Below are 21,787 nucleotides of genomic sequence, written 5' to 3'. Positions count from 1 at the left end.
CGGGGAGGGGGGCGGGCCGTTCCGCCTTCCCGGGGACCTCGGCCTCCCCATCAGTCCCCTGCGTAAGGTGAACCCATGAGCAGCGCAGCTTCCCGTACCGCCGCGGGCCCCTTCGACCGCGGGCACACCGACGACCTCATGGCCTTCCTCTCGGCCTCCCCCTCGCCGTACCACGCGGTCGCGAACGCGGCCGAGCGGCTCGAGAAGGCCGGATTCCGGCGGGTCGAGGAGACCGCGGCCTGGGACGCGACCAGCGGCGGGAAGTACGTGGTCCGCGGCGGCGCGATCATCGCCTGGTACGTGCCGGAGGGCGCCGCCGCCCACACCCCGTACCGGATCGTCGGCGCCCACACCGACTCCCCCAACCTGCGCGTGAAGCCGCGCCCCGACATGGGCTCGCAGGGCTGGCGGCAGGTCGCCGTCGAGATCTACGGCGGCACCCTCCTCAACACCTGGCTCGACCGCGACCTCGGCCTCGCGGGCCGCCTCACCCTCCGCGACGGCAGCCACCGCCTGGTGAACGTCGACCGGCCGCTGCTGCGCGTCCCGCAGCTCGCCATCCACCTCGACCGGCAGGCCAACGACGGCCTCAAGCTCGACCGCCAGCGCCACATGCAGCCGGTCTGGGGCATCGGCGACGTCCACGAGGGCGACTTGATCTCCTTCGTCGCCGACGAGGCCGGCGTCGACGCCGAGGACGTCACCGGCTGGGACCTGATGGTCCACGCCGTGGAGGCCCCCGCCTACCTGGGCCGCGACCGCGAGCTGCTCGCCGGGCCGCGCATGGACAACCTGCTCTCCGTGCACGCCGGCACCGCCGCGCTCGCCTCCCTCGCGGGCCGCGACGACCTGCCGTACATCCCGGTCCTCGCCGCCTTCGACCACGAGGAGAACGGCTCCGAGGCCGACACCGGCGCCCAGGGCCCCCTGCTCGGCAACGTCCTGGAGCGCTCGGTGTACGCCCGGGGCGGCTCCTACGAGGACCGGGCGCGCGCCTTCGCCGGCACCGTCTGCCTCTCCTCCGACACCGGCCACGCGGTCCACCCCAACTACGCGGAGCGGCACGACCCGACGCACCACCCGCGCGTCAACGGCGGCCCGATCCTCAAGGTGAACGTCAACCAGCGCTACGCCACCGACGGCAGCGGCCGGGCCGTCTTCGCCGCCGCCTGTGAGAAGGCGGGCGTGCCCTGGCAGTCCTTCGTCTCCAACAACGACATGCCCTGCGGCACCACGATCGGCCCGATCACGGCCGCCCGCCACGGCATCAGCACCGTGGACATCGGCGTCGCGATCCTCTCCATGCACAGCGCCCGCGAACTGTGCGGCGCGGAGGACCCGTTCCTGCTTGCGAACGCGCTGGTGGCGTTCCTGGAGGGCTGAGCCCGGCACTGTCCGGCCGGGACCGGTCCGCGAAACATCCGCGAAAGGTCCCGCCCGGCAGGCTCGTCCCCATGCACCGTCATGAGGGTCCGCCGCCGAGGAAGTTCGTCCCGTTCGCCGTCGTCGGCGTGCTCGCCGCCCTGACCGGGACGGGGCTGCTCGTCGGCGCGTACAACGACCGGCCGCCGTGGGGCACGGACATCGCGTACGAGGGCGGGTACGTCCTGGCCTCGCGGATCCGCGGGTACGACGTGGACGGGTCGCGGACGAAGGCGCTGATCGCCGGGGGGTGCGTGCGGATGGAGCGGGACGGCACGGGCGGCGACCGGGCCGTCCACGACCCGGCCGCCTGGGTGGCGGGGTGCCTGGACGGGGCCTCGGGGCGCCCGTCCAGGAACCAGGGACTCGTGCGTTAGACCGTCAGGCCTGCTCGTCCATGCCCGCCAGGATCAGCGGCAGGCGGGAGACGCCCGCGTCCGTGACCTTCACCGGGACGCCCCAGTCCTGCTGGTGGACGTGGCAGGCCGGGTACTCGTTGGCCGGGTCGTCGTCGCAGGAGGCCGCCATCGCGGATACGTGCAGCACGCCTTCCGTGACCTCGGGGTTCAGATCCAGCTCGCGGAACAGGTCCGTGCCCGTGCCCTCGCCGCCGAGCAGCAGCTCCGGCGGGGTCGAGGAGACCAGGAGCCGGGTCGAGGGGCCGTAGCGCTCGTCCAGCTTCTGGCCGGTCGGGGCGCGGAAGACGACGTCGAGGCGGAGGCGGCCGGGGGCGACCTCGGTGGCCTCGCGCCGGGTGCGGTGGGCGACCGCCTCGACCCGGACGGCCTCCTCGGGCAGCCGCAGCCGGGTCAGCCGGTGCCGGGCGGACTCGACGACCACGATGTCCCCGTCCACCAGGACCGCGTCGCTCGGCTCGCGCAGATCGGTGGCGAGCGTGGTGACCTCGCCGGTGGCGGGGTCGTAGCGGCGCAGGGCGTGGTTGTACGTGTCGCTGACGGCGACCGAGCCGTCGGGCAGGGCGGTCACGCCCAGCGGGTGCTGGAAGAGCGCCTGGCCGGCGTCGCCGTCGCGGTGCCCGAAGTCGAAGAGCCCGGTGCCGACGGCGGTGCGCACGACGCCGTCCGTGCCGATCCAGCGCAGGGCGCTGGTCTCGGAGTCCGCGATCCACAGCCGGTCGTCGGTGGCCGCGAGGCCGGAGGGCTGCGCGAACCAGGCCTCGGCGGCGGGGCCGTCGACGAGCCCCTCGTTGGTGGTCCCGGCCGCGACCCCGACGGTCTTCGTCTCCGGGTCGTACGTCCACAGCTGGTGGACGCCGGCCATGGCGATCCACACCTTCCCCTGCCACCAGGCCACGTCCCACGGCGAGGACAGGTCGACCTCCAGGGCGGGCCCCGAGGTCGGGGACCCCTGCCACCACTGCTTGCCGGTGCCGGCGATCCGCTCGATCGCGCCGCTCTCCGGGTCGTACGTCCGCAGGGCGTGGTTCACCGTGTCCGCGACGACGACCTTGCCGTCGGGCAGCCGCACGAGGCCCTGCGGCTCGCGGAAGACGCCCTCGCCGATGCGGCGCACGACGGTCTCGCCGTCCGCCGCCAGCTCGACCAGCTGGTGCCGGGTGGTGTCGGAGACCAGGAAGTTCCCGGAGGGGAGGGTGATCGCCTTGCCGGGGAAGCGCAGGTCGGTGGCGACGGGCTCCGGCGCCACGTACGGCCCGTCGCCGCGCCGCAGCGTCCCCTTGGCCTCGTGCTCGGCCTCCAGCTCCTCCACGAGGGTCCGGATGGCGTTGGCGTGGCCCTCGCCCGCGTGCTGGGCGACGACGTACCCCTCGGGGTCGATCACCACGAGCGTCGGCCAGGCGCGCACGGCGTACTGCTTCCAGGTCGCGAGCTCCGGGTCGTCCAGTACGGGGTGGTGCACCTCGTACCGCTCGACGGCGTCCACCACGGCCTGGTGCTCGGCCTCGTGCACGAACTTCGGCGAGTGCACCCCGACGATCACCAGGGTGTCGCGGTGCTTCTCCTCCAGGTCGCGCAGCTCGTCGAGGACGTGCAGGCAGTTGACGCAGCAGAAGGTCCAGAAGTCGAGGAGGACGATCTTCCCCCGCAGGTCGGCGAGGGTCGGTTGTTCTCCGCCGGTGTTCAGCCAGCCGCCCTTGCCGATCAGCTCGGGGGCGCGGACACGGGCACGTCGGGGCGCGGAGGTGGGCGCGGGATCGTTCATGGTTCCAAGGGTGCCGTACGGGTGGAAAGTAGGGGTCGGGCGGGGGCGGAGGGCGTGTCCGGGGGCGGGTTCCGGGGCGGGGGCCGGTCAGCATGGCGGGCATGGCGGAGCACGTGGGCAGATCATCGGACTATTCCCGCTGTCGGGTGAGTGCCGGGTTACTCGTGGCGGTGCTGCTCGCGTCCGCCCTCCTGGAGGGTTCCGTGTGGGCCGGCGGGGTCGGGGACGGCGACCTGCGGCTGACCGTGACCGTGAACGGCCGGTCCGACAGCGACCGCCGGCCCCCGGAGGTACGGGTCGGGACGTGGGTCGTGAAGCGGTACCGGCTCCTGAACCTGAGCGAGGCGGACCTGCACCGGGTGCGGGTCCTCGACCCCGGCGCCCCCGCCGGGTCCGTGCGGTGTCCGGCGGCGCCGCTCCCCGCGGCCGAGGAGGTGGAGTGCACGGCCCGGTTCCGGGCCGTGGCGGGGAGACACGTGCATCCCGTACGGGCCGAGGGCGACGTCCCCTCGCTGCACACGCGGCTCACCGCGACCGCCCGCGCCGGGTACGTCGGGGTCGCCGGGGTTCTCCAGCTCACGGAGGAGGTGGTGGTCGCGACTCCGGGGGTGGGGTCGGGGCCGGGGACGGGGGCAGGTGTGGGGCCGGGTGCGGGGTCGGGGTCGGGGACGGGGGCAGGTGCGGGGCCGGGTGCGGGGACGGGGTCGGGGTCGGGTGCAGGGTCCAGTACGGGTGCGAGCGCGGGTTCGGGGTCGGGTGCCGGTGCCGGTGCGGGGTCGAGTGCGGGTGCAGGTGCGGGTGCAGGTGCGGGTGCCGGTGCCGGTGCGGGGTCGAGTACGGGCGTGGCCACCGTGACGTACACCGTCACCAACCAGGGGAACCTTCCCCTCTACGCCGTGCTGGTCGAGGACCCCGGGCTCGCCCTCGCGTCCGGCGCGCCCGACTGCGGGGGACAGGGCGGGACCGTGGCCGTCCTCGCCCCGGACACCTCGGCCCTGTGCCGGGCGACCGTACGGCTCCGCCCCGGGACCTACCGGAGCGCCGGCCGCGCCTCCGGGAGCGACCGGGCGACCACGTTCGGGGCGGGCGGCGAACGGGTCTCGGCACCGGTGCTCACGGCGGGGGCCTCGGCCGTCTTCGTGGTGAGGGAGGCGGCGGCGGTGAGGACGGGCGGGACTCCGGGAGCGGGCGGGACTCCGGGAGCGGGCGGGGCTCCGGCTCCGAGGGCTTCAGGGTCTTCGGGGGCGGCCGGGACTTCGGGGGCTGCCGGGACTTCGGCGACGGCCGGGACGGCTCCCGGCGCTCCCGGCGCTCCGGGGGCTCCAGGGGCCCTCGCGGGAGCGGGTTCGGGAGCAGGCGCGGGAGCAGGCGCAGGTGCAGGTGCGGCCGGAAGGCTCGCAATTCCCGCCGTTCCCGGCGCGGGTGCCGTTCCCGGAGCCGTACCCCCCGGAGCCGTACCGCCGGACGGCGTGCCCCCCGGAGCCGTACCGCCCTCCTCCGTCTCCCCCGGAGGAGCCGTGCCCCCCGTCCCCCCTCCCGGTCTCCGGCGGGCCGACGGGCTCGACGACGAGGGGTTCCTCGGGCGGGTGCGGCGGCGGGGGCGGGAGGCGGGGGAGTTCGGGGTGGCGACGACGTTGCTGTTGCTCCTGATCCCGGCGGCCGTCGCCGCCGCGCTCCTCGGCAGTAGGAGGAAGTGACCGTGGTCCTGCTCGAAACCCTCGTCGTCGTCCTCGGGGTCGCGCTCGTCTCCGCCCTCTGCGTGTTCGCCAAGACCAGGCTCTTCCCGGTCGGGGAGGACGAGGAGCCGCGCGAGGACGTGGCCGAGTACATCGCCATGATGGTGTCGGTCCTCTACGCCGTCGTCCTCGGCCTCTGCCTGGTCTCCGTCTGGGAGACGCGTTCGGCCGCCTCCGACCACGTGCAGGCCGAGGCGAGCGCCCTGCACCAGACGTACCTGCTCGCGGACGCGCTCCCGCTCGCCCAGCGGCAGCCGGTGCGCGACGCGGCCCGGACGTACGCGAGCCACGTCGTGGACGTCGAGTGGCCCGCGATGGCCGGCCGCGAACCGCTCGACGCCTCGGGCTGGACGCTGCTCGACCAGTTGCGGCGGGCGGGCGAGGTGACCCGCTCCGACCGGGTGTCCGAGCAGATCGCGGCCCAGGAGCTGCTGGCCCAGCTCGGTTACGTGGACGACGCGCGGCGCGGCCGGGAGGCGGCGGCGCAGGAGCGGCTCTCGCCCGTGCTGTGGACGGGGCTGCTGATCGGCGGCGTGCTGACGCTCGCGTTCATGTTCCTCTTCGGGATCAAGCGGAGCACGACCCACGTGGTGATGGTGATGGGCCTGTCCGGGTTCATCGCCTTCACGGTGCTGCTGATCCATCAGCTCGACTCGCCGTTCGGGGAGATGCTCGGGGCGAGTCCGGACGCGTTCACCCGCTACTTCGGGTGAGAAGCGGCTCCGACCGGGCAGGAGTAACCGGGTGAAATATCTCGTACGGGACAAGATCTTCGCGATCGGCGACGACTACTGGATCGAGGACGAGGACGGCCGCCACGCCTTCCTCGCCGACGGCAAGGCCATGCGGCTGCGCGACACCCTGGAGCTGAAGGACCCCGACGGGCAGGTCCTGATCACCCTGCGGCAGAAGATGTTCAGCCTGCGGGACGCGATGACGATCGAGCGGGACGACCGGCCGCTGGCGACCGTCCGGCGCAAGCGGCTCTCGCTGCTGCGCAACCACTACCGGGTGACGCTGGTCGAGGGCACGGAGCTGGACGTCAGCGGCCGGATCCTGGACCGGGAGTTCACCGTCGAGTACGAGGGCGAGCTCCTGGTCCACGTCTCCCGGCAGTGGTTCCGCGTCCGCGACACGTACGCGGTGAACGTGGTCCGGGAGGACGCCGACGCCGCCCTCATGGTCGCGGTGGCGGTGTGCGTGATCCGGATGGCGGAGCGGGAACGGGAGGACTGAGGGGCCGTCAGGCGGCCTTCTTCAGGACCTGGTCCAGCGCCTGCTCCAGGTCCGCCCACAGGTCCTCGACGTGCTCGATGCCGACCGAGATCCTGACCGTGCCGGCGCCGATGCCCGCCGCCGCGAGGGCCGCCTCGTCGAGCTGGTGGTGGGAGGTGGAGGCCGGGTGCATCACCAGCGTCTTCACGTCCCCCAGGGAGACGCTGAGCGAGACGAGCCGGACCGCCTCGACGAAGGCCCGGCCCGCCTCCCGGCCGCCCGCGAGGTCGACCGAGACGACCCCGCCGCCGCCGGCGGGCAGCAGGCGCGCGGCGACCTCCCGGTCCGGGTGGTCCGCGAGGGACGGGTGGCGGACGGCGGCGACCGCCGGGTGCGCGGCGAGGCGGGCCGCGAGCTCGGCGGCGTTCGCGCACTGGCGCTCCATGCGCAGGGAGAGGGTCTGCAGGCCGCGCAGGGTGAGCCAGGCGGCGAACGGGTCGGTGGAGGCGCCCTGTTCGACGGCGTGGCGGCGGACCCGCCCGTACAGCTCGCGGTCCTTGAAGACGGCGATCCCGCCGAGGACGTCCGCGTGCCCGGCGAGGTACTTGGTGGCGGAGTGGATCACGACGTCGGCGCCGTGGTCGAAGGGGCGGCAGAGCAGCGGGGAGGCGAAGGTGTTGTCGACGGCGACCGGGATCCCCGCCTCGGCGGCGACGGCGGCGAGGGCGGGCAGGTCGGAGACGCGGGTGGTGGGGTTGGCGATGGTCTCCAGGTAGAGCAGGCGGGTCTCGGGGCGCAGGGCCGCCCGCACCTCCTCCGGGTCCGTGCCGGAGACGTACGTGACGTCGACGCCCCAGCGGGCGGCGAGGTCGGTAAGGACCGCGTACGTGCCGCCGTACAGGCAGGTCTGGGCGACGACGTGGGCGCCGGAGCCGAGGAGGGAGAGGAGGACGGCGTTGACGGCGCCCATGCCGGAGGCGAAGGAGAGGCCGGAGGTGCCGCCTTCGAGGCGGGCGACGGCGTCCTCCAGGGTGCGGACGGTGGGGTTGCCGAGACGGGCGTAGAGGAAGGCGTCCGGGGAGGTGAAGCCCTCGGCGAGGGCGTCGGCGGAGTCGAACGCGAAGACGTGGCCCTGGTGGAGGGGGACGCCGAGGGGCCTGCTGCCGGTGAGCTCGACGTGGGGCGGGTGGACGGTGAGGGTCTCGGGGCGGGATTCGGTGCGGGGTTCGGGGCGGGTCATGAACCCAGTCTGGGAAGGGGCGGCTTGCCTTCCCAGGTCCAATCCCGGCAGATTGGTCCGGCGATGGAGCCAATCGATCCCCTTCTGCCTGCCGAGCCCCTTTCCCTTCCCCCTTCCGGGTCCCTTCCTCCCCCTTCCCTCGACGTCCTGGTCGCCCGGCTCGGGCGCTGGTCCGCCGGGCGCGGGCCGCTGTACCTCCTGCTCGCCGCCCGGCTGCGGCGGCTGATCGACGAGGGGGCGCTGCCGCCGGGCACGCTCCTGCCGCCGGACCGGCGGTTCGCGACGGCCCTGGCCGTGGGCCGTACGACGGTGGTCGCCGCCTACGACACGCTGCGGCAGGAGGGACGGCTCGTACGGCGGCAGGGCAGCGGCACGCGGGTGTCGCCGGCCGCGCTGATGGCGAAACGGCTCCGGGCGGCGGGGACGGGTGCGGGCGCGGGGGTGCCTCGGGTGCGGGAGACGTCGAACCCGCTCTTCCTGCACCTCCTGGAGGCGCCCGACGACGTGATCCTGCTGAGCTGCGCGGCCCCCGACCGGGCGCCGGACGAGCTGACGGAGGCGTACCGCTCCCTCGAACTGCCCGTCGGGGACCTCGGCTACCACCCGGCCGGGCTCGGGGTGCTGCGCGAGGCGGTCGCCGCACGGTACGCGGCGCGGGGCGTGCCGACCGGACCGGAGCAGGTCCTGGTGACCACCGGCGCCCAGCAGGGGCTGGCGCTGCTCACGCGACTGCTGCTCGCGCCCGGGGACGGGGTCCTGGTGGAGGCGCCGACGTATCCGGGGGCGCTCGACCTCTTCCGGGAGGCGGCGGCCGTGCCGCTGCCGGTGGCGGTGGGTCCGGACGGGGTCGACGTCGCGGAGGCGGTGCGGGTGATGGAGCGTCACCGCCCGGCCCTGGCCTATCTGGTGCCCCGTTTCCAGAACCCGACCGGGACCGTGCTCCCGCCGCTCGCCGGACGCCGGCTCGTCGAGGCGGCGAACGCGCTCGGGGTGCCGCTCGTCGACGACGAGGCCCTCGCCGACCTGGCCTTCGACGCCGGGGCGCCGTGGACGCCGCTCTCGGCGTACGGGGAGGTGGTCGCGGTCGGGTCGCTCAGCAAGGTGGTGTGGGGCGGGATCCGCATCGGCTGGGTGCGCGGCCCGGCCCCGCTGATCGCCCGGCTCGCCCGGCTGAAGGCCCTGCACGACCTGGGCAGCGACGTCCCGGCCCAGCTGGCGGCGGCCCGGCTCCTGGGCGGTTTCGGGCCGGTCCTCGCGGCGCGGACGCGGACGGTCCGGGCGGGCCACGCCCATCTGCGGGCCGAGCTGGCGCGGCTGCTGCCGTCCTGGTCCTCCGTCCCGGCGACGGGCGGCCAGACCCTGTGGGTGCGGCTCCCCCACGGCGACGGCGTCTCCTTCGCGCAGCTCGCCCTCCGGCACGGGGTCGCCGTCCTGCCCGGCGCCACCGCCGACGCCCTCGGCGGCAGCGTCCGCCACCTGCGGCTGCACTTCCTGGCGTCCCCGGAGGTGCTGACGGAGGCGGTGCGGAGACTGGCGGCGGCCTGGGCGGAGTACGCCCCGGGGCCGGAGCCGGCGCGGGCGGCCCTGCACGCGATCACGCTGTGACCGGCGGGCGGTGACGAGCACGGGTGTGTCCGGGCCAGTCCAGACCGGGCCCGGCCCGGCCCCGCGCCGGAGGCCCGCCCGCCCGCGCCCTCAGCCCGGCCCCGCGCCGGAGGCCCGCCCGCCCGCGCCCTCAGCCCCGCTTCGGCGTCTCGACGCCCAGGACCCGGTCCTTGAGGGCCGGGAAGTCCTCGCGGGTCGTGGCGACCCGGCCGGGGTCGAGCTCGACGCGCAGGACCTCCTCGCCGGGTCCGGCCTCCGCCAGGACCTCGCCCCAGGGGTCGACGACGATCGAGTGCCCGGCCTGCTCGACGCCCGCGTGGGTTCCGGCGGTGCCGCAGGCCAGGACGTACGCCTGGTTCTCGACCGCGCGGGCCCGGGCGAGGAGGGTCCAGTGGGCGCGGCGGCGGGCGGGCCAGCCGGCCGGGACGACGAAGGCCTGGGCGCCCGCGTCGACCAGGCCGCGGAAGAGCTCGGGGAAGCGCAGGTCGTAGCAGGTGCCGACGCCGACGGTGAGGTTCGGCAGGTCGACGGTGACCAGGTCCTCCCCGGCGGCCATGAGCACCGCCTCGCCCTTGTCGAAGCCGAAGCGGTGGATCTTCCGGTAGGAGGCGGCGAGTTCGCCGTCGGGGGAGAGGACGAGCGAGGTGTTGTAGAGGGCGCCGGCCTCCGTCTCGACGAAGGAGCCGGCGTGCAGCCAGACCCCGGCGTCCCGGGCAGCCCCGGCCATCACTTGGTGCGTGGGGCCGTTCAGCGGCTCGGACTCGGCGGCGAAGAGGTCGGACGCGAAGGCGCCGACGGTCCACAGCTCGGGGAGGACGACGAGGTCGGCGCGGCCGGATTCCTCCCGTACGAGGCGCGCCGCGCGGGCGCGGCGGGCGTCGACCGGTTCGTCCGGGTCTACCGCGATCTGGATCAGCGAGGCGCGCACAGTACCACCGTCCTGGCATTCGAGCCGTCAACACCGGCCTACGATCGTCACACGAAAGCACTGCCGGGGTGCCTTCGGGCAGCGTAACTTAGCGTCCGAGCCTCCCACCCAGTCGTGTTTTCAGCCCGCGCACCGAAGAACCGCCGAGGGGTCCCGTGACCGTCCATCCCAGCCTCCAGAACCACGCCGACGCCTGGACGCACGCCGTCGAGGCGATAGCCGAGCTGGTGCAGCCGCTCGTGGAGGGCGAGTGGAACCGGCCGACCCTGTGCCCAGGCTGGTCGGTGCGGGACATCGTGTCGCACGTCATCGGCATGGAGACGGAGATGCTCGGCGACCCCCGGCCGATCCACTCGCTGCCGCGCGACCTCTACCACGTGCGCAGCGACTTCGCGCGCTACATGGAGGTCCAGGTCGACGTGCGGCGCCACCACACGGCGCCGGAGATGACGTCGGAGCTGGAGTACGTCCTGATCCGCCGGGCGCGGCAGCTCCGCAACGAGAACCGCTCCCCCGAGCGCCTGATCCGCGCCCCGCTGGGCGCCGAGCAGACGCTCGAAGCGGCCTACCGGGAGCGGGCCTTCGACGTGTGGGTGCACGAGCAGGACCTGCGGGCGGCGCTCGGGGTGCCGGGGAACCTGGACTCGCCCGGGGCGCACGTGGCCCGGGACGTGCTCCTGGAGGCGCTGCCGAAGGTGGTCGCCAAGGACGCGGGCGCGCCGGCCTCCTCGGCGGTGGTGCTGGACGTGACCGGTCCGGTGGAGTTCCTGCGGACGGTGCGGGTGGACGCGGAGGGGCGCGGTTCGATCGACGGCGCGCCCTCGCTCGGTCCGGCGGTGTCGCTCGCGACGGACTGGGAGACGTACGTGCGGCTCGCCTGCGGCCGGGTCCGGGCGACCGACGTGGCCGACCGGGTCAAGGTGGAGGGCGACGAGCGGCTGGCGCGGGCGATCCTCGACAACTTCGCGGTGACGCCCCGCTGACCACGCGCTACACGGGTACGTGCACGGCCTCCACGCGGCTGGCGACGAGCCGTTCGCGTTCCCTGCGGTGGGTGCGGGCCTTGAGGCGCAGGATCTGCACGACGCCGAGGGCTTCGAGGACGAAGACCGAGGAGAACGCGATCCGGTAGTCGTCGCCGGTCGCGTCGAGCAGCACGCCGACGGCGAGGAGCGTCGTCATCGAGGCGACGAAACCACCCATGTTGACGATGCCGGAGGCGGTTCCCTGACGCTCCGGCGGGTTCGCCGGGCGGGCGAAGTCGAAGCCGATCATCGAGGCGGGTCCGCAGGCCCCGAGGACCAGGCAGAGGGTGACGAGCAGCCACATCGGGGCGTGGTCGCCGGGGTAGGCGAGGGTGGTCCCCCACAGCAGGGCGGTGGCCGCGACCGTGCCGAGGGCGAGCGGGGCGCGGGCCGCGTGGTGGCGGGCGATGATCTGCCCGTACGCGAGGCCGACGACCATGTTCGAGAGCACGACCAGGGTGAGCAGCGTCCCGGCGGTGGACCGCGACAGGCCCTGCGCCTCGACGAGGTACGGCAGCCCCCACAGGAGCAGGAACACCATGGCCGGGAACTGGGTGGTGAAGTGCACCCACATGCCGAGCCGGGTGCCGGGCTCGCGCCAGGACTCGGCGATCTGCCGGCGGACGTAGGCCGCGCCCGCGTGCTGGGCCGGCTGGGGCTCGTACCCCTCGGGGTGGTCCTTGAGGAAGAGCAGCAGCAGGACGAGGACGAGGACGCCGGCGAAGGAGCTGCCGACGAAGGTGGTGGTCCAGCCGAGGCCGTGCAGGGCGCGGGCGATGAAGACGGTGGAGACCAGGTTCCCGGCCATGCCGAAGAGGGCGGCGACCTGGCCGATGAGCGGGCCGCGCCGGGCGGGGAACCAGCGGCTGCCGAGCCGCAGGACGCTGATGAAGGTCATGGCGTCGCCGCAGCCGAGGAGCGCGCGGGAGGCGAGGGCCGTGCCGTACGACGGGGAGAGCGCGAAGCCGAGCTGGCCGGCGGTGAAGAGGACGACGCCGAGGACCAGGACCTTCTTGGTGCCGAGCCGGTCGACCATGAGGCCGACGGGTATCTGCATGCCGGCGTAGACGAGCAGCTGGAGTATGGAGAAGGTGGAGAGCGCGGAGGCGTTGACGTCGAAGCGGTCGGCGGCGTCGAGTCCGGCGACGCCGAGCGAGGTGCGGAAGATGACGGCGACGAAGTAGACGGCGACGCCGACGCCCCAGACGAGGGCGGCGCGGCGGCCGCCGGGCGGGTCTCCGGGGAGGGAGACGGCGGAGCCGTGTCCGTTGCGGTTGCTCACCGGTCCTCACCCCGGACCAGGACCTTGACCCAGCTGAGGTGCTGACGGACGCAGTGCGCGGCGCCCTCGGCGTCGCCGGCCTTGATGCGGTCGAGGATCTCGGCGTGCTCGGTGATGTTCTTGGCGACGCGGTCGGGCTGGGACTGCATCACGGCGACGCCCATGCGCAGTTGGCGGTCGCGGAGCTGGTCGTAGAGCCGGGCGAGGATCTGGTTGCCGGCGTACTGGACGATCTCGGCGTGGAAGCAGCGGTCGGTGACGGCGACCTCCGCGAGGTCCCCGGCCTCGGCCCGCCGCTTCTGCTCCTCCAGGAGCTCTTCGAGGCGGGCGATCAGGGCGGCGGGGGCGGGCACGGCCCGGCGGACGGCGAACTCCTCGACGAGGAGCCGGGTCTCGACGACGTCGGCGATCTCCTGCGCGGAGACGGCGAGGACGAGGGCGCCCTTCTTCGGGTAGAGCTTGAGCAGCCCTTCCATCTCCAGCTTGAGCAGCGCCTCGCGGACGGGGGTCCGCGACACCCCCACGGCCGTGGCGAGTTCACCCTCGGTCAGGAGGGTGCCCCCTTCGTAGCGCCGGTCGAGCACGGCCTGCTTGACGTGCATGTAGACGCGGTCGGCGGCAGGGGGAGCTGAAGGCATGAACACAGCATAGATACAACAGGGGTGCAACAGAGGGCCCCGTCCACATCGTGGACGGGGCCCTCCGGCCGTTTTCGCCGGTTTCACGTGAAACCGTGCGCGTCGGGCGTTACGCCCGGGCGATCACGCCGGGCGTCACGCCCAGGTGATCAACCGCTTCGGCTGCTCCAGGATCGCGGCGACGTCCGCCAGGAACTTGGAGCCCAGCTCGCCGTCGACCAGGCGGTGATCGAAGGAGAGGGCCAGGGTGGTGACCTGACGCGGCTTCACCTTGCCCTTGTGGACCCACGGCTGGAGCTTGATCGCACCGACCGCGAGGATCGCGGACTCGCCGGGGTTGAGGATGGGCGTACCGGTGTCGACGCCGAAGACGCCGACGTTGGTGATGGTGAAGGTGCCGCCCTGCATCGCCGCCGGGGTCGTCTTCCCCTCGCGGGCCGTGGCGACCAGCTCGCTCAGGGACTTCGAGAGCTCGGGCAGGGTCCGGTCGTGCGCGTCCTTGATGTTCGGCACGATCAGACCGCGCGGGGTGGCCGCGGCGATGCCCAGGTTCACGTAGTGCTTGAGGACGATCTCCTGCGCCGCCTCGTCCCAGGCCGCGTTGATCTCCGGGTTGCGCCGGACCGCGACCAGGACCGCCTTGGCGATGAGGAGCAGCGGGTTGATCCGCAGGCCCGCCATGTCCTTGTCGGTCTTGAGCTCCTCGACCAGCTTCATCGTGCGCGTGATGTCGAAGGTCACGAACTCGGTGACGTGCGGGGCGGTGAAGGCCGAGCCGACCATCGCCGCCGCCGTGGCCTTCCGCACGCCCTTGATCGGGACACGGGTCTCCCGGGCGCCGGACGTCTCCGTGGTGGGCGCGGCGGCCGGGACCGCGGCAGGAGCCGGGGCCTGGACCGGGGCCGGAGCCTGGGCCGGGGCCTGGACGGCCGGCGCGGGCGCCGGGGCGGCGGCCGCGTGGACGTCCTCGCGGGTGATGATGCCGTCCGGGCCGGTCGGGACGACCGTCGTCAGGTCGACGCCGAGGTCCTTGGCGAGCTTCCGGACCGGCGGCTTGGCCAGCGGCCGGCCTGCCCCCGACGCGTGCCCGTTGAGCTGCTCGGGCACGGAGACGGCGGCGGGCGCCTGCTGCGCGGGAGCGGTCGGGGCCGCGTCCCCGGACGCCTTGCGGGGACGGCGCTTGGTGGAGCTGGCGGCCACGCCGTAGCCGACGAGGACCGGCTGGCGGCCCTGCGGCTCGTCCTCCTCGGCCACCGGCTCCGCCGGTACGGCCTGGGCCGCGACGGACTCGGTCACCGGGGCCGCCGGGGCGGCGGGCGCGTCGCCGCCGACGTTCACCGAGATGATGACCTGGCCGACGTCGACCGTCGTGCCCTCGGGGAAGCACAGCTCGTGGACCGTGCCGTCGAACGGGCTCGGCAGCTCGACGGCCGCCTTCGCCGTCTCGACCTCGCACACGACCTGTCCGTCGGTGACGGTGTCACCGGGCTGGACGTACCACTTGAGGATCTCGGCCTCGGTGAGGCCCTCGCCCACGTCGGGCATCTTGAATTCGCGGATCGTCACGGTGCTCTCCTCAGTACGCCAGCGAGCGGTCGACGGCGTCGAGCACGCGGTCGAGACCCGGCAGGTACTCCTCCTCCAGGCGCGCCGGCGGGTACGGCGCGTGGTAGCCGCCGACCCGCAGGACGGGGGCCTCCAGGTGGTAGAAGCAGCGCTCGGTGATGCGGGCGGCGATCTCCGCGCCCGAACCGAAGAACACCGGGGCCTCGTGGACGACGACCAGGCGGCGGGTCTTCTCGACCGAGGCCTGGACGGTGTCGAAGTCGATCGGGGAGATCGAGCGCAGGTCCACGACCTCGATCGACCGGCCCTCCTCGGCGGCGGCCGCGGCCGCCTCCAGACAGGTCTTCACCATCGGGCCGTAGGCGAGGAGGGTGAGGTCCGTGCCCTCGCGGGCGACCCGGGCCTTGTGCAGCTCGCCGGGGATGGCCTCGGTGTCGACCTCGCCCTTGTCCCAGTAGCGGCGCTTGGGCTCGAAGAAGACGACCGGGTCGTCGCTCTGGATCGCCTGCTGGAGCATCCAGTAGGCGTCGGAGGGGGTCGCCGGGGTGACCACCTTGAGGCCCGCGACGTGCGCGAAGAGCGACTCGGGGGACTCGGAGTGGTGCTCGACGGCACCGATGCCGCCGCCGTACGGGATGCGGATGACGACCGGCACCTTCACCGTGCCGAGCGAGCGGGCCCGCATCTTCGCGAGCTGCGTGACGATCTGGTCGTACGCGGGGAAGACGAAGCCGTCGAACTGGATCTCCACGACCGGCCGGTAGCCGCGCAGCGCGAGGCCGATCGCGGTGCCCACGATGCCGGACTCGGCGAGCGGGGTGTCGACGACCCGGTCCTCGCCGAAGTCCTTCTGCAGGCCGTCGGTGATCCGGAAGACGCCGCCGAGCTTGCCGACGTCCAGGCCCATGACGACGACCTTGGGGTCGGTCTCCAGGGCCGTGCGCAGCGACTCGTTGAGCGCCTTCGCGAGGGGAAGCTTCTGAACAGCCATGATTACTCGGCCTCTCCGTTCGCGAAGGACGCCTGGTAGGCGGCGAACTGCGCGCGCTCCTCGTCGACGAGCGCGTGCCCGTCCGCGTACACGTTGTCGAACATCGCCATGTGCTCCGGCACGGGCATGGCGCGGACGACCTCGCGGACGTGCTTGCCGAGGGTCTCGCTCTCCGCCTCCAGCTCCTCGAAGAAGGCCGCGTCGGCGTGGCCCTCGTTCTCGAGGTAGGCCCTGAGGCGCAGGATCGGGTCCTTGGCCTCCCACTCCTCGCGCTCCGCGTCGCGGCGGTAGCGGGTCGGGTCGTCGGAGGTGGTGTGGGCGGCCATCCGGTAGGTGAACGCCTCGATCAGCGTCGGGCCCTCGCCGCGGCGGGCGCGCTCCAGGGCGGAGCGGGTGACCGCGAGGCAGGCCAGGACGTCGTTGCCGTCGACCCGGACGCCGGGGAAGCCGAAGCCCTGGGCGCGCTGGTAGAGCGGGACGCGGGTCTGCTTCTCGATGGGCTCGGAGATGGCCCACTGGTTGTTCTGGCAGAAGAAGACGACCGGGGCGTTGTAGACCGCGGAGAAGACGAACGACTCGTTGACGTCGCCCTGGCTGGAGGCGCCGTCGCCGAAGTACGCGATCACGGCGGAGTCCGCGCCGTCCTTGGCGATGCCCATGGCGTAGCCGGTGGCGTGCAGGGTCTGCGAGCCGAGGACGATCGTGTACAGGTGGAAATTGTTGCTGTTGGGGTCCCAGCCGCCGTTGTTCACGCCGCGGAACATGCCGAGGAGGTTCGTCGGGTCGACCCCGCGGCACCAGGCGACGCCGTGCTCGCGGTAGGTCGGGAAGACGTAGTCGTCGTCGCGCAGGGCGCGGCCCGAACCGATCTGGGCGGCCTCCTGGCCGAGCAGCGAGGCCCACAGGCCCAGCTCGCCCTGGCGCTGGAGGGAGGTGGCCTCGGAGTCGAAGCGACGGGTGAGGACCATGTCGCGGTAGAGGCCGCGCAGCTCCTCGGCGCTCAGGTCGATGTCGTAGTCGGGGTGCTGGACGCGCTCCCCTTCGGGCGTCAGGAGTTGGACGAGCTCGGGCTCCGTCGCTCCCGCCGCGGCGCGCGTGCTCGTCTTCTTGGTGGTGCTCTGGCTCGCGCTTGCGGTGCGCTTGGTGCCGCTGCTGCGTCGCGTCGTCTTGCGCGCGGCAGTGCTCTCCACGGTCACGTGCGTGCTCCTCCGTCGGTCCGGCCCCCGGGTTCGCCGGTGAGGCCAGTGCGGCTCTCCGCCTTATCCGTACCCTTCGCACGGGGTGGGTGCGACGCGGCCGGGGTCGGGCGTGACAAGTGCCCCGGCGAGCGCCCTGTCATAGGCACGTTACCCACAGCGCCGCATTCCCGCGAAACCCTTCTTGACCTGCGATTTTGCTTGGATTTCCAAGTAAATCGAGAAAAGTGGGAACAGCGGCTGGTCAGCGCGTCGGCAACGGCCTGGAGGGCCGCCGGAACAAGCGGCACGTTATCCCGCGCACCCCGGGCGCGGGAAGAGCCAATATGTGAGACTGACCGGGTGCGCGAAGAAGGAAAAATCCGGGTATTCCTGCTGGACGACCACGAAGTCGTCCGGCGCGGCGTCCACGAGCTGCTCTCCGTGGAGGACGACATCGAGGTGGTCGGCGAGGCCGGCACGGCGGCGGACGCGCTGGTCAGGATCCCCGCGTCCCGTCCGGACGTCGCGGTGCTCGACGTGCGTCTCCCGGACGGCAGCGGCGTCGAGGTGTGCCGGGAGGTCCGCTCCCGGGACGAGGGCGTCAAGTGCCTGATGCTGACCTCGTTCGCGGACGACGAGGCCCTCTTCGACGCGATCATGGCCGGGGCCTCGGGCTACGTCCTCAAGGCCATCCGGGGGAACGAGCTCCTGAACGCGGTGCGGGACGTGGCGGCCGGCAAGTCGCTGCTCGACCCGGTGGCGACCGCCCGGGTCCTGGAGCGGCTGCGCGACGGGAACACCCCCAGGAGTGACGACAAGCTCGCCGCCCTGACGGACCAGGAACGCAGGATCCTGGACCTGATCGGCGAGGGCCTGACCAACCGGGCCATCGGCGAGCGGCTCCACCTCGCGGAGAAGACCATCAAGAACTACGTCTCCAGCCTGCTGTCGAAGCTGGGCATGGAGCGGCGCTCGCAGGCGGCGGCGTACGTGGCGCGGAGGCAGGCCGAGAGGCGCTGAACCGGTCCGCTTCGGGACCTACGTCCCGCCCCGAGGGGGGCGGGGGCCCCTTTTCGGACACCCGGTGGTGACGGAGAGTGGAAGACATGTCCACCGACGAGATCCGCGCCATCGAGCTGCTGAACCGCGTGTCGTACGGCCGGGTGGCGACGAGCATGCGGGCGATGCCCTTCGTCGCCCCGGCCCGCCACGTCGTGGTGGACGGCCGGGTCCTGCTCCGGATGCACGAGGGGCTCGGCTACCACCGCGCCTGCAACGGCGGCGTCGTCGCGTACGGGGCGGACAACTTCGGCACGGGGGCCGAGCACGTCTGGTCCGTGCAGTTCTGCGGCACCGCGCGGGTCGTCGAGCCGACCGGGGAGGAGCGCGCGGCCTTCGGTCCCGAACCGGAGCTGGTGGACGGCGAGCCCTTCGTCGCGGTCTACCTGCGGATCGAACCCCGGTTCGCGACGGTGCACGCGCTCGACTACGCGAGCGAGGCCCCGGAGACCCTGCCGACGGCCCGTTCCGTACGGCGACACCTTCACCACGTAGCGTGATCTAACATCTGGCGGGTGCCGCGCTCATCTGAAACCCTCTCCCCGCCGACCGGCGCACCGCCACCGCCCGCCCGCCCGGCCACCGCCCCGCCGCCCCGGCCCGCCGGCGTCCGACCTACCGGTGTCCGACCCGTCGGCGCCCGGCTCATCGACGTCCGACCCGCCGCCGTCCGTCCCGTCGGCGTCCCGCCCGTCGACGCCCTGCTGCGCCGGCACCGGCACGCCGGGGAGCCGCTGGCCTGCGTGCCGGTCACCGAGGGGCTGCTCAACCGCGGTTTCCGCCTCACCACCACCCGCGGCACCTACTTCCTCAAGCAGCACCTGGACGCCGCCACCGCCGACCGGGCCACGGTCACCCGCCAGCACCGCGCCACCCAGCGGCTGCACGCCCTCGGCCTGCCCGTCGCCCCGCCGCTCGCCGACGCCCGGGGCCGTACGGTCGCCGTCGTCGGCGGCCACTGCTACGCCCTGCACCCCTGGGTCGAGGGCCGCCACCGGCACGGCGGCCAGCTCTCCACCGGCGGCTGCCGCCGCCTCGGCACCCTCCTCGGGCAGGTCCACACCGCGCTCGACCGGGTGATGGGCGCCCCGGGGCCCGACGGCCCCGGCGGGACGGACGCGGAGGCGTGCGCGAGCGCGGACCCCCAGGACACCTTCCGGGCCATCGACGAGCTGATCCGGCTCGTCCGCGCGCACCGCCCCCGCGACAGCTTCGACGCGCTCGCCGAGCACCGGCTCAGGGAGCGCCGCGGGCTGCTCGCCCAGCACGCCCACCACCGGCCCCCGGCCGCCTCGGCCGCCGGCTGGGTGCACGGCGACTTCCACCCGCTGAACCTGCTCTACCGGGGCGCGGAGCCCGCCGCGATCGTCGACTGGGACCGGCTCGGGCTCCGCCCGAGGGCCGAGGAGGCGGTCAGGGCCGCCGCCATCTTCTTCGTACGGCCGGAGGGCGAGCTGGCCCTGGGAAAGGTACGGGCCTACGCGCGCGCGTACCGGCGGGCGACGGGCGCCGACGGCGCCGAGCTGGCGGCGGCGGCGCACCGGGTGTGGTGGGAGCGGCTCAACGACTTCTGGACCCTGCGCTGGCGCTACCAGCTGCACGACCGGAGGGCCGACGCGCAGTTCCCCGCGGTGTCGGCCCTGGCGGTCTGGTGGACCCGCGAGTACGAGGCGGTGCGGGAGGCCTTCGCGGGGTGAGGCCGGCGCTCGCCGGGCCCCGTGGTGGGTCCGGCGGGCCCCGGAGGCCTTCACGGGGTGGGGCCCGGCGCTTTCGCCGAGCCCCATCCGTCAGTACGCCTGGCCCCGTCAGCCTGCCGAGCCAACCTGTCGGCCTCTCGGGCCCCGTCAGCCCACCGAGCCCACCCGTCAGCCTGTCTCGGACCCCGTCAGCCGGAGGTGCCGGTGGTGGCCGTCGGCTGCGTGCCCGTGCCGCCGTCGCCGCCGCCGTCGCCGCCGCCGTCGCCGCCCCCGGAGGGGTTGCCGTCGGTCGGCTCGGAGGTCGCCGTGCCCGTGGGACGGGTCGTCGGCTCGCCCGTCTTCGTGGGCGTGTCCGTGGGCTCGACCGGCGGCGTGGTGGTCGGCTCGGTCGGCGTCTCGGTGGTCGGCCGGCCCGTGGGCCAGTTCGGCTGCCGCGTCGGCTGCTCGGTCCACGGCTCCCGCGTCGAACCGCCGGTGGACGTGCCCGGGTCCTGCGTCTGGTCCTGGGAAGGCTCCTCCGAGGGCGTGGGCTCCTCCGAGGCCTTCGTCGACGGCGAGGTGCTGACGGTCGGCGTCTTGTTCTCCGTACCGCCGCCGCCGTTCCCGCCCGCCTTGCTGAGGGCGAACGCGACTCCGGCGACCACCGCGACCACCGCGAGCGCGGCGAAGAGCCACATCTTGCCGCGGCCGCCGCCACCGCTCTGCGACCCGTACGAGCCGCCCTGGCCGTAGCCCCCGCCGCCCGCACCGCCGTCGTAACCGCCGTCGTCGGGGTTCATCGGCGGGAGGATCGGGCGCTGCGCGGTCTCCCCGTGCGTCGGGTGACCCATCGCGGTCGTCGCGGCCACGCCGCCGGCCGGGGTCCGCCCGCCGTCGTGCACCTCGATCGGACCGGTGTTCCACGTGCCGGTGTAGCCGCCCTGCTGCTGGAGCATCTGGAGGGCGTACTGGATGAGCCCGCGCATCTCCTCGGCGCTCTGGAACCGGTCGTCCGGCTCCTTCGCGAGCGAGCGCATCACCAGGCCGTCCAGCTCCGGCGGCACGGACCCGGTCACGTCGGACGGCGGGACCGGCGCGTCCTGGACGTGCTGGTAGACGACGGACAGCGGGGTCTCGCCGGTGAAGGGGGGCCGCAGCGCGAGGAGTTCGTAGAGGAGGCAGCCCGTCGCGTACAGGTCGGAGCGGTGGTCGACGGCCTTGCCGAGCGCCTGCTCGGGGGAGAGGTACTGCGGCGTGCCCATGACCATGCCGGTCTGGGTCATCGTCGACTGCGCGCCGTGCAGGGCGCGGGCGATGCCGAAGTCCATGACCTTGACGGCGCCGCCGTGGGTGATGATCACGTTCGCCGGCTTGATGTCGCGGTGCACGATGCCGTGCTGGTGCGAGTAGGCCAGCGCCTCCAGGACCCCGGAGACGATGATCAGGGCCTGCTCGGGGCCGGGCGCCTCGGCGCTCAGCAGCAGGTCGCGGATGGTGCGGCCCTCGACCAGCTCCATCACGATGTACGGCACGGGGCGGCCGCCCACCAGGTCCTCGCCGGAGTCGTACACGGCGACGATCGCGTGGTGGTTGAGGCCCGCGACGGACTGCGCCTCGCGCGTGAAGCGGGCCTTGGAGACCGGGTCCTCGGCGAGGTCGGCGCGCAGCAGCTTGACGGCCACGGTGCGGCCGAGCCGTACGTCCTCCGCCGCGAACACCTCGGCCATGCCGCCGCGTCCCAGACGGTGCGTCAGCCGGTAGCGGCCGTCGCCGACGACGCCGCCGACGCCCCAGGATTCCGCGGACGCGTCCGGCACACCGCCACCTGCTCCGGATTCGGGTGCCATCAGTCCTCGCCGTCGTCTGTCGTGCCGTGTCCAGTCGTCACGCTACAGGCTCCGTACGACATCACGGTCCGAGATGGACCGGCCATCCAATCCCGTTCACGTACACCTGTGCAAATTCGACGCTTTCCCGCACCGGTTCGGAAACGCTTCCTGTGCGGAGGGTCACGTAACGGGCACCCGGCTTGACGGGTCACCGCC

The 21,787-nt window shown here is 73.7% G+C and carries 19 protein-coding genes; 10 read left to right on the top strand and 9 right to left on the bottom strand.

Annotation, left to right across the window (positions count from 1 at the left end):
* Positions 1 to 75 precede the first annotated feature (75 nt).
* Both ACWGSR_RS04040 and ACWGSR_RS04035 read left to right on the top strand, forming a co-directional pair.
* Positions 76 to 1,383: a M18 family aminopeptidase gene (locus ACWGSR_RS04040; protein ID WP_376231767.1), complete on the top strand. Its 1,308-nt coding sequence runs from the start codon at positions 76 to 78 to the stop codon at positions 1,381 to 1,383.
* Positions 1,384 to 1,454: 71 nt separating this feature from the next.
* Entirely contained in the window at positions 1,455 to 1,799 is a 345-nt protein-coding gene (locus tag ACWGSR_RS04035; protein ID WP_376231765.1) for a hypothetical protein, read from the top strand.
* A gap of 4 nt (positions 1,800 to 1,803) precedes the next feature.
* Here the strand turns inward: ACWGSR_RS04035 and ACWGSR_RS04030 are convergent, their stop codons facing one another.
* Positions 1,804 to 3,603: an NHL domain-containing thioredoxin family protein gene (locus ACWGSR_RS04030; RefSeq protein WP_376231763.1), complete on the bottom strand. Its 1,800-nt coding sequence runs from the start codon at positions 3,601 to 3,603 to the stop codon at positions 1,804 to 1,806.
* A gap of 1,517 nt (positions 3,604 to 5,120) precedes the next feature.
* On the opposite strand from ACWGSR_RS04030, the gene ACWGSR_RS04025 reads away from it, so the two are divergent.
* The 3 genes from ACWGSR_RS04025 to ACWGSR_RS04015 are packed head-to-tail and all read left to right on the top strand — an operon-like array spanning position 5,121 to position 6,575.
* Positions 5,121 to 5,300 carry a hypothetical protein gene (locus ACWGSR_RS04025; RefSeq protein ID WP_453563328.1) on the top strand — a complete coding sequence of 60 codons (180 nt, stop codon included), beginning with the start codon at positions 5,121 to 5,123 and terminating at the stop codon, positions 5,298 to 5,300.
* A gap of 2 nt (positions 5,301 to 5,302) precedes the next feature.
* On the top strand, positions 5,303 to 6,052 hold the full coding sequence (locus tag ACWGSR_RS04020; RefSeq protein ID WP_376231759.1) for a bestrophin-like domain: 750 nt from the start codon (positions 5,303 to 5,305) through the stop codon (positions 6,050 to 6,052).
* A 31-nt stretch (positions 6,053 to 6,083) separates the two neighbouring features.
* Positions 6,084 to 6,575, top strand: a complete 492-nt coding sequence (locus ACWGSR_RS04015; protein ID WP_376231757.1) for an LURP-one-related/scramblase family protein — start codon at positions 6,084 to 6,086, stop codon at positions 6,573 to 6,575.
* Positions 6,576 to 6,582: 7 nt separating this feature from the next.
* Here the strand turns inward: ACWGSR_RS04015 and ACWGSR_RS04010 are convergent, their stop codons facing one another.
* Positions 6,583 to 7,794 (bottom strand): trans-sulfuration enzyme family protein, encoded by a 1,212-nt coding sequence (locus ACWGSR_RS04010; RefSeq protein ID WP_453563326.1) that lies wholly within the window; start codon positions 7,792 to 7,794, stop codon positions 6,583 to 6,585.
* Positions 7,795 to 7,857: 63 nt separating this feature from the next.
* On the opposite strand from ACWGSR_RS04010, the gene ACWGSR_RS04005 reads away from it, so the two are divergent.
* A complete protein-coding gene (locus ACWGSR_RS04005; RefSeq protein WP_453563325.1) occupies positions 7,858 to 9,399 on the top strand; it encodes an aminotransferase-like domain-containing protein in 1,542 nt (513 codons plus the stop codon).
* A gap of 130 nt (positions 9,400 to 9,529) precedes the next feature.
* Here ACWGSR_RS04005 and ACWGSR_RS04000 read toward each other — a convergent pair whose 3' ends face one another.
* Entirely contained in the window at positions 9,530 to 10,327 is a 798-nt protein-coding gene (locus ACWGSR_RS04000) for a carbon-nitrogen family hydrolase (protein ID WP_376231751.1), read from the bottom strand.
* A 155-nt stretch (positions 10,328 to 10,482) separates the two neighbouring features.
* Between ACWGSR_RS04000 and ACWGSR_RS03995 the strand changes: the two genes are divergently transcribed.
* Positions 10,483 to 11,310: a maleylpyruvate isomerase family mycothiol-dependent enzyme gene (locus ACWGSR_RS03995; RefSeq protein WP_453563323.1), complete on the top strand. Its 828-nt coding sequence runs from the start codon at positions 10,483 to 10,485 to the stop codon at positions 11,308 to 11,310.
* A gap of 7 nt (positions 11,311 to 11,317) precedes the next feature.
* Here the strand turns inward: ACWGSR_RS03995 and ACWGSR_RS03990 are convergent, their stop codons facing one another.
* From ACWGSR_RS03990 to pdhA, 5 genes are all read right to left on the bottom strand, one after another.
* The gene (locus ACWGSR_RS03990) at positions 11,318 to 12,634 is read right to left on the bottom strand and encodes an MFS transporter (protein WP_453563322.1); all 1,317 of its coding nucleotides are present in this window, start codon (positions 12,632 to 12,634) and stop codon (positions 11,318 to 11,320) included.
* On the bottom strand, positions 12,631 to 13,272 hold the full coding sequence (locus ACWGSR_RS03985; RefSeq protein WP_376231744.1) for a GntR family transcriptional regulator: 642 nt from the start codon (positions 13,270 to 13,272) through the stop codon (positions 12,631 to 12,633). The genes ACWGSR_RS03990 and ACWGSR_RS03985 overlap by 4 nt, the downstream gene beginning before the upstream one ends.
* A gap of 135 nt (positions 13,273 to 13,407) precedes the next feature.
* Positions 13,408 to 14,817, bottom strand: a complete 1,410-nt coding sequence (locus ACWGSR_RS03980; protein ID WP_453563651.1) for a dihydrolipoamide acetyltransferase family protein — start codon at positions 14,815 to 14,817, stop codon at positions 13,408 to 13,410.
* Between the two features lie 31 nt (positions 14,818 to 14,848).
* Positions 14,849 to 15,829 carry an alpha-ketoacid dehydrogenase subunit beta gene (locus ACWGSR_RS03975; protein ID WP_376231743.1) on the bottom strand — a complete coding sequence of 327 codons (981 nt, stop codon included), beginning with the start codon at positions 15,827 to 15,829 and terminating at the stop codon, positions 14,849 to 14,851.
* A 2-nt stretch (positions 15,830 to 15,831) separates the two neighbouring features.
* Complete coding sequence (gene pdhA, locus ACWGSR_RS03970) at positions 15,832 to 17,025, bottom strand: pyruvate dehydrogenase (acetyl-transferring) E1 component subunit alpha (RefSeq protein ID WP_376231740.1); 1,194 nt, start codon at positions 17,023 to 17,025, stop codon at positions 15,832 to 15,834.
* A gap of 342 nt (positions 17,026 to 17,367) precedes the next feature.
* Between pdhA and ACWGSR_RS03965 the strand changes: the two genes are divergently transcribed.
* From ACWGSR_RS03965 to ACWGSR_RS03955, 3 genes are all read left to right on the top strand, one after another.
* Positions 17,368 to 18,027 (top strand): response regulator, encoded by a 660-nt coding sequence (locus ACWGSR_RS03965; protein ID WP_376231738.1) that lies wholly within the window; start codon positions 17,368 to 17,370, stop codon positions 18,025 to 18,027.
* Positions 18,028 to 18,113: 86 nt separating this feature from the next.
* Positions 18,114 to 18,566, top strand: a complete 453-nt coding sequence (locus ACWGSR_RS03960; RefSeq protein ID WP_376231737.1) for a pyridoxamine 5'-phosphate oxidase family protein — start codon at positions 18,114 to 18,116, stop codon at positions 18,564 to 18,566.
* A 147-nt stretch (positions 18,567 to 18,713) separates the two neighbouring features.
* On the top strand, positions 18,714 to 19,763 hold the full coding sequence (locus ACWGSR_RS03955) for a phosphotransferase (protein WP_453563648.1): 1,050 nt from the start codon (positions 18,714 to 18,716) through the stop codon (positions 19,761 to 19,763).
* Between the two features lie 188 nt (positions 19,764 to 19,951).
* Here the strand turns inward: ACWGSR_RS03955 and ACWGSR_RS03950 are convergent, their stop codons facing one another.
* Positions 19,952 to 21,589 carry a protein kinase domain-containing protein gene (locus ACWGSR_RS03950; protein ID WP_453563319.1) on the bottom strand — a complete coding sequence of 546 codons (1,638 nt, stop codon included), beginning with the start codon at positions 21,587 to 21,589 and terminating at the stop codon, positions 19,952 to 19,954.
* Between the last annotated feature and the right edge of the window lie 198 nt (positions 21,590 to 21,787).

This window comes from Streptomyces sp. NPDC055632, assembly GCF_053618675.1.
Note: the sequence above shows the minus strand (reverse complement) of the source record. Positions and strands in the feature narration are given on the sequence as shown.

Bases quoted from the DNA above. Each gene is read 5' to 3' on its own strand.
- ACWGSR_RS04030 (WP_376231763.1), bottom strand. From the start codon at position 3,603: ATGAACGATCCCGCGCCCACCTCCGCGCCCCGACGTGCCCGTGTCCGC.
- ACWGSR_RS03980 (WP_453563651.1), bottom strand. From the start codon at position 14,817: ATGCCCGACGTGGGCGAGGGCCTCACCGAGGCCGAGATCCTCAAGTGG.
- ACWGSR_RS03975 (WP_376231743.1), bottom strand. From the start codon at position 15,829: ATGGCTGTTCAGAAGCTTCCCCTCGCGAAGGCGCTCAACGAGTCGCTG.
- ACWGSR_RS03985 (WP_376231744.1), bottom strand. From the start codon at position 13,272: ATGCCTTCAGCTCCCCCTGCCGCCGACCGCGTCTACATGCACGTCAAG.
- ACWGSR_RS04035 (WP_376231765.1), top strand. From the start codon at position 1,455: ATGCACCGTCATGAGGGTCCGCCGCCGAGGAAGTTCGTCCCGTTCGCC.
- ACWGSR_RS03960 (WP_376231737.1), top strand. From the start codon at position 18,114: ATGTCCACCGACGAGATCCGCGCCATCGAGCTGCTGAACCGCGTGTCG.
- ACWGSR_RS03950 (WP_453563319.1), bottom strand. From the start codon at position 21,589: ATGGCACCCGAATCCGGAGCAGGTGGCGGTGTGCCGGACGCGTCCGCG.
- ACWGSR_RS04010 (WP_453563326.1), bottom strand. From the start codon at position 7,794: ATGACCCGCCCCGAACCCCGCACCGAATCCCGCCCCGAGACCCTCACC.
- ACWGSR_RS04005 (WP_453563325.1), top strand. From the start codon at position 7,858: ATGGAGCCAATCGATCCCCTTCTGCCTGCCGAGCCCCTTTCCCTTCCC.
- ACWGSR_RS04040 (WP_376231767.1), top strand. From the start codon at position 76: ATGAGCAGCGCAGCTTCCCGTACCGCCGCGGGCCCCTTCGACCGCGGG.